The 6,570-nt window shown below is 66.3% G+C and carries 6 protein-coding genes and 1 pseudogene; 3 read left to right on the forward strand and 4 right to left on the reverse strand.

Annotated features, from left to right (window positions below):
- The 3 genes and pseudogenes from ACFHPP_RS29990 to ACFHPP_RS30000 all read right to left on the reverse strand — a co-directional run.
- Positions 1 to 207 (reverse strand): annotated as a pseudogene (locus tag ACFHPP_RS29990) (AI-2E family transporter); the annotation flags it as partial.
- 213 nt (positions 208 to 420) lie between these two features.
- Positions 421 to 1,005: a LysE family translocator gene (locus ACFHPP_RS29995; RefSeq protein ID WP_437166897.1), complete on the reverse strand. Its 585-nt coding sequence runs from the start codon at positions 1,003 to 1,005 to the stop codon at positions 421 to 423.
- Between the two features lie 247 nt (positions 1,006 to 1,252).
- Complete coding sequence (locus ACFHPP_RS30000; RefSeq protein ID WP_437166898.1) at positions 1,253 to 2,230, reverse strand: Bug family tripartite tricarboxylate transporter substrate binding protein; 978 nt, start codon at positions 2,228 to 2,230, stop codon at positions 1,253 to 1,255.
- Between the two features lie 858 nt (positions 2,231 to 3,088).
- Between ACFHPP_RS30000 and ACFHPP_RS30005 the strand changes: the two genes are divergently transcribed.
- The 3 genes from ACFHPP_RS30005 (at position 3,089) to ACFHPP_RS30015 (ending at position 5,360) form a co-directional block, all read left to right on the forward strand.
- Entirely contained in the window at positions 3,089 to 3,907 is an 819-nt protein-coding gene (locus ACFHPP_RS30005) for a chromate resistance protein ChrB domain-containing protein (RefSeq protein ID WP_437166899.1), read from the forward strand.
- Positions 3,904 to 4,389: a chromate transporter gene (locus tag ACFHPP_RS30010; protein WP_437166900.1), complete on the forward strand. Its 486-nt coding sequence runs from the start codon at positions 3,904 to 3,906 to the stop codon at positions 4,387 to 4,389. Before ACFHPP_RS30005 ends, ACFHPP_RS30010 begins: the two co-directional genes overlap by 4 nt.
- A gap of 80 nt (positions 4,390 to 4,469) precedes the next feature.
- Positions 4,470 to 5,360, forward strand: a complete 891-nt coding sequence (locus ACFHPP_RS30015) for an urea carboxylase-associated family protein (protein ID WP_437166901.1) — start codon at positions 4,470 to 4,472, stop codon at positions 5,358 to 5,360.
- 324 nt (positions 5,361 to 5,684) lie between these two features.
- Here the strand turns inward: ACFHPP_RS30015 and ACFHPP_RS30020 are convergent.
- Positions 5,685 to 6,570: ATP-binding protein (locus ACFHPP_RS30020; RefSeq protein ID WP_437166902.1), on the reverse strand; the 886-nt coding region annotated here is incomplete at its 5' end.

Genomic DNA, 6,570 nt, shown 5'->3' on the forward strand with positions numbered 1-6,570 from the left:
GCGCGGGATGCCGATGCGGCGCAGCGCACCAGCGATCGGCGCCAGCACGAAGGACAGCAGCACGGCCAGCGCCAGCGGCACCAGCAGTTCGCGCGCGAAATACAGCACCGCGACCACTACCAGCGCGGCCTGGGCGATCGCCCCGCCATCCTTGGGCACGCCAGCCGGGCGGACGCGTCGGTCCGCGATGGGCGGAAGCTTCGGCATGGGAGGATCGTCCTTCGGCCGCATGGGGGCTGTGCTGAACCGGAACACCGCCGCACCAATCCCGTTGCACGGGTGTTGGAGAATGCGACAGTTTCTTCATGCCCTCATCCTTCCCAACAAACCGTGGTGCTGCTGGGCGGCGCCGAAGGGCGAACGAGGGCAAGGCAGCTGGAGCGCGTGGAGGCTCAGCTTGCTGAGCAGGCAACGCCCAACCTAGCCGAGAAAGGGTGCCGCGAGCAGCAGGACGGCGAAGCTTCCGACTGCCGCAGCCCCCACCCGCGGTACCGCCCCGCCCCAGCCACGTCGGCTTGCGGCGCCACCGAGCATTGCGCCCGCTGCAATCCAGAACACACCGACCGCCACCAGCAGCAACAGGAAGCCGAGCATGTAGGGCGGCCAGACGCCCCGTCCCGCCGCGAAGGGTACAACCCCGAGTGCGAAGACGATCGCCTTCGGGTTCAGTAGCGTGGTGATGAAGACCTGGCGGGGCGTCACCACCGCCCCCGTCGTCAGGGCGGCCCCGCCGCAGCGCCACAGGCGGAAGGCGAGGGACAGGAGGTAGACGCCCACCGCCGCGCGCAGCACTCCGGCCAGCAGGGGCGCTGCCGCCATCGCCGGCCCGAGCATCAGCCCGAGCGTGAGGATGGAGACGGTGTAGCCGCCCGCCTCGGCCGCGATCAGGGGGAGGGAGTGCCGCAGCCCAGCCGTGGCTCCAGCGGTGGCCAGCAGCGTATTGGTCGGGCCCGGTGTGCCGAGCACGGCAAGCACCGCGAGCACGAAAAGGACGGGGTCTTCCATGCCGTCTGAGGCACCTTTTGTCGGAGGGAGGCGATTAGGCGCTGCAGGACCCGGATGCTCGCGCCTGATTGGAGGAGGTCAACTGGCAAGGCTAGACGGAACAGGTGCACCGGCTAGCAGCGCGAGCTGCTTTATCTACTTTGAAGACGACCTCGTCCAAGGCGTCTTCCGATTCCGGGTTGGATCGACCAATCCGACTGACCATCCGATCTCGAATTTCATCAGGAGGCGTGCGGCCTCTACGATCTCAGTTCGCGGAGGCGCCGCTGGCACGGACAATTGGCGCCCACTTTGCCGTCTCCTCGCGAATGAAGCGGGCCAGCTCATCGGCTGCGGAAGACACCGGCTCAACGCCGTGGCGACCCAAGTGGGCCCGTACCTCCGGGTCTGCCAGCGTTGCGCGCATGGCCGCGTTCAGCTTATCCACGATCGGCTGCGGCAGACCCTTTGGCCCAACCAATGCATACCAGTTGCCAACCTCGTAGCCCGGTAGCGTCTCCGCCACCGTCGGCACATCGGGCAGCAACGAGGACCGTTGGAGCGTCGGCACCGCGAGTGCGCGCAGCTTGCCACCCTCGATCTGCGGAATGGCGGTGGGAGCGGTGGAGAAAGCATAGTCGATCTTGCCGCCAACCATGTCGCTCATCAGCGGACCCCCGCCACGGTAGGGAACGTGCACTGTCTTGATCCCGGCCATTTGGTCGAGCAGCGCACCCGCAAGATGGCCGGCACCGCCGACGCCTGACGATCCGTAGGTGATCGTATCTGGCGCTGCCTTGGCCGCCGCAATCAGTTCGGCAACCGTGCGCCAGGGCCGGTCGGCCGGCACCACCAGGACGTTCAGGATGGACCCTGCCTGGCTGATCGGTGTCAGATCCGTCTGCGGGTTGAAGGAGAGGTTGGTGTAGATAGTCGGGTTGATGGCAAGCGCCGCGATGGTTCCCATTAGCAGCGTATAGCCATCCGGCGCAGCACGGACCGTGAGGTCGGTAGCGAGGTTGCCGCCGGCACCGGGACGATTGTCGATCAGGATGGCGCCGCCAAGCGCTTGCTGCAACCTGGGTTGCATCGTGCGGGCGGTGAGATCGGTGCCGCCACCGGCGGCAAACCCAACAATCATGCGGATTGGCCGGTTCGGGTAGTCGCTGGCGCGCTGGGCGTACGCGGGCAGATATGGCATCGCAAGCCCAACGGGCATCGCGGCAAGACCGCGGCGAGTGATCATGTTCGTCCCTCCTAACTCTCAAGACCCGGTAATAGAGGCCACGGTGACCTCGACGCGGCCGTTGCGCAAATGTGCAGCGCCTCCCCCTGCCGTCGCCTTCGCCGACCTGTCGGGTGATCCGGTTAAGCTCGTCGTCGGTTAGGCTTTCGTTGCGGTAACTGGATTGTCTCGACCCCTTTGTAGCGGCGCCATTTTCAATGGGAGACGGATGTGGACGCGCAGCCCGGTGGGCGCAAAGTGCGTCGTCACCTCGGCTTTTAGCTGCCTGCCGAGTCCGCGCTCCAACAGACGCAGGCCGAAACCCTGCCGTGTTGGTGGACCACTGACCGTTGGTCCACCCTCCTCGGCCCAGGAAAGCTCCACGGCGCTCCCATTCCTGAATACTTGCCAATCCACGGTGACGCGGCCTAACGCGAATGACAGCGCACCATGCTGGGCTGCATTCCTCGCGAGATTGTGCACCACAACTTTCTCGCCGCACGATCGTGCTGTTCAGCGCTGCCGCTTCGGCTTCCCGCAACCCTATATTCGAAGGCGCGATCGCGAATCTTGACCTTCCAGCCACCGCGGTATGGCTCAGCAGCCCTACCTCGGAGTCCGCGTACGATCAGCTTAGGGCAAGCGCAATAGTGCCGCCCCCCCCTGCTGCCCTATCTGCTCACCACAAGCCGTCTGTCCCAGGCGTCGACCCCGACCTGCGCAAATGCAGCTGTACGGCGTTGGGCTTTTAGCGACCTTGACCAGTCGAGGCTGCCTGCCCATGCTCGAAGCCCAGGGGTCAGTCCGCGATCGCCCCGTGAGGCTTCGGCCCAAGCATCGCGTCCATGCTCCGGCGCTCCGCGCCGTAGGAGGACGCTCATGCCAAGTCCCAACATCATTACGCCCAGCCAACTTGGGCGGCTTCTGGGAACGCCGGAGGCCCCGGTCGTCCTGGATGTCCGCACCGACGAGGACTTCGCCGGTGATCCCCGGATCCTGCCCGGAGCCATCCGCCGCGATTTCCGGTCGGCGGGCTCCTGGGCGGGTGACTTCGCCGGCCGCTCTGTCGCCGTCATCTGCCAGCGCGGCCTAAAGTTGAGCCAGGGCGTGGCCGCCTGGCTCCGCCACGGTGGCTCCGCGGCCGAGGCGCTTGAGGGTGGCTTCGATGCCTGGGCCGCCTTGGGTGGCCTCCTGGTCCGCCCGGACCAGTTGCCGCCCCGGGATGCCCAGGGACGAACCCTCTGGGTCACACGCTCCCGCCCGAAGATCGACCGCATCGCCTGTCCATGGCTGATCCGGCGCTTCATCGATCCCATGGCGGTGTTCATCTTCGTCGTCCCGTCCGAGGTGGCAGCGGTCGCCGACCGCTTCGGCGCCACGCCCTTCGACGTTGAGGGGGTCTTCTGGAGCCACAGGGGCGACCTCTGCACCTTCGACGTCATGGTCGAGGAGTTCGGCCTCACTTCCGAGCCACTGGCCCGGCTCGCCACCATCATCCGCGGCGCCGACACCGCTCGGCTCGACCTCGCGCCGGAGGCGGCCGGGCTGCTGGCCGCCTCGCTTGGGCTCTCGCGCATGTATCGGGAGGACCTTGCCCAGCTCGACGCCGCCATGGGCCTCTACGACGCCTTCTACCGATGGGCACGTGATGCCACGGCCGAGACCCACAATTGGCCAGCGCCAGGGGGCAAGGCATGAGCATGAAGACGAATAGCGAGGCCGAAGCAACGCGCGCGCCTGCAGCAGCACCGGCACTACTGCCCTCCTTCAGCGAGGCCCTGCGGGTCTGGCTCAAGATCGGCCTGCTCTCCTTCGGCGGGCCGGCCGGGCAGATCGCCCTCCTGCACCGCGAGATCGTAGATGAGCGCCGTTGGATCTCGGACACGCGCTTCCTGCACGCGCTGAACTTCTGCACCCTCCTGCCCGGTCCGGAGGCGCAGCAGCTCGCCACCTACCTTGGCTGGCTGCTGCATGGCGTGCGCGGCGGCGTTGCCGCAGGGACGCTGTTCGTCCTGCCGGGCCAACCTGGTGCGCGAGGCTGCCTACCCGGAATGAGCCCTGGCAGGCGCGACAGTTCATGCGACGGTCGCCGCCGGAAGACTGGGTCAGCCGCATCGGGCGTGACCAGCAGCACCCGCATCCCTTGCGGATTGGGGAACGCGGGTGCTGTCGAGGCCTGAGGCTCACCTCAGCGGCTCGCTCGCCACTACCTAGACCCTCGCGTTACGATGCTCGACGCGACAACCGGTTGGAGACGTGCATGAAGCCCGAGACGGGGACGGTCCCAGCGCCGCCGGACGCGGAGGCCCGACGTCGGGTGGCACCAGTGATTTGCTACCCAGTCGAGAGCCTGCCGCAGCCCGACCTCGGCGCCTACCGCGCAGCGCGGGGAGGCTGGACGAAGACTGGCGAGGTGATCGTGCCGCCGCGGGAGGCCCGCACCTTCGACGTGCCGGCAGGCCACTTCTTCCGCATCGTTAGCATCGAAGGTCCACAAGTCGGCGACCTGAACCTTTGGGCCGCGGGCGATACAGGGGAGCGCTTCTTCTCAGGCAAGACGCGGGCGCTGCATGGGACGCACCTGTCGAGCTGCGACAGGCTGTGGTCCTGCCTGCCGCACCTGCGACCGATGGCGACGATCACCGAGGACACGCTCGGCTGGTATGGCTTCGACGCGTATGGCGGGTCGGTACACGACGTGATCGGCACGCGCTGCGATCCCTACACGCATCGCCTGTTGTCGGGCGGCGATTACCACCATTGCTGCCACTCGAACCTCACCCGCGCCCTTGCCGGCCGCCTGGGCTGCCCCCCGGAGGCGGCCGAGCCGTTGGTGCATGACGTGCTCAACGTCTTCATGTGCACGGGCTTCACGCGCGACACGGGCCAGTACTTCATGAAGGCGAGCCCGGTGCGGCCGGGCGACTTCCTGGAGTTCTTCGCCGAAATCCACCTGCTCGGCGCCTTGTCCGCTTGCCCAGGCGGCGATTGCAGCACTGAGCATTCGAGCGCCGCCGCCGCCTGCCATCCTCTGCTCGTCGAAATCTTTAGGCCGGCAGCGCCGCCACACGGCTGGGCTTCACCCGCGCGCAACGGCTATGGCTGTGGAGCGGCGCGCTACGGGATCCCAGATCGGCATGGGGAGTCTTAATTAATATCGAGGCGGGATAAGCTTTCCCGTAGGGGACGCCGATGCCGAAAGGGGTCCCACTCGCGCGCTTGTCCACAGCTCGCCGCGGCACTGACCGCGCGCGGCGTGCCCGCGCCAGCCGGCGGGCGCGCTTGGCACCCGATGCAGGTGAAGCGTGTCGTTGAGGCCAAATAGGCTGAGCAGCGAGCAGCTATTCGTCCAGCTTGCAGCACTGGGCGGACTTCATCCCGGACCCAGGCCACAACTTGGCATCGCTCGAGGCATGCAGTGCCCCACACTCACTACCGCTCGGCTCGACCGCCTCGGGGATCAGAAAATGACCACCTACGTGAGCATTGCCGGGATCCTGAAATTAGGAGTGGAGTGGCCCGCGGTTGCCTGTCGAAGAACACGTGAGAGGTTATCAGCCGAGTATGGCTTGTGGAGCAGCGGAAATCCGTGGCGCCCGTCCTCTGCAAGGACGTGGCTGTAGCCACTGGTCAGCACCACCGGTAGCTCAGGCCACCGTGCGCGCAGGAGGCCAGCCAGTTCAATTCCGCTCATGCCCGGCATGACGACGTCCGAGAAAACGAGATCAAAGGTGCTGCCGTCCTCGCCTAGCAGGTCGAGAGCTTCGGCAGCGCTTGTTGCGAGCGTCGTCTCGTGGCCAAGATCGCGAAGAAGCAGCATCGCAAACTCGGCAACCTGCGTGTCATCCTCGACGACCAGTACGCGGCAGCGCCTCGACGCGTAAGCAGGTGCTTCGACTTCAGGTGGAGCTACATTGGGTGGGTCGGTCCGAGGTAGATAGAGGGTGAAGCACGCGCCTTCACCCAACCGGCTCGCGACATCCACATCGCCGCCCGACTGTTTGGCGAAGCCGTACACCTGACTGAGGCCCAGACCCGTCCCCTTGCCGATCTCCTTGGTCGTAAAGAACGGCTCGAACAGCCTTTTCATCGTGTCTGCGTCAATGCCGGTGCCTGTGTCGGTGATCGACAGGGCGATGTGGGCCTCGGCGACCGGCTGGTGGGCGCGGATGCTAGGTCTTGCCGTCACAGCACGGATCGCGACGGTCAGCATTCCCTGACCATCCATGGCGTCGCAGGCATTCACTGCCATGTTGATCAAGGCGGTTTCGAACTGGCTTGGATCGGCCTCTACGAAACAGGGCATCGCCGCAGCATCGATCACAAGCTGAACGCGCGCGCCGATCAAGGTCTGCAACATG

This window comes from Falsiroseomonas sp. E2-1-a20 (genome assembly GCF_051433195.1).
Lineage (GTDB): Bacteria > Pseudomonadota > Alphaproteobacteria > Acetobacterales > Acetobacteraceae > Falsiroseomonas.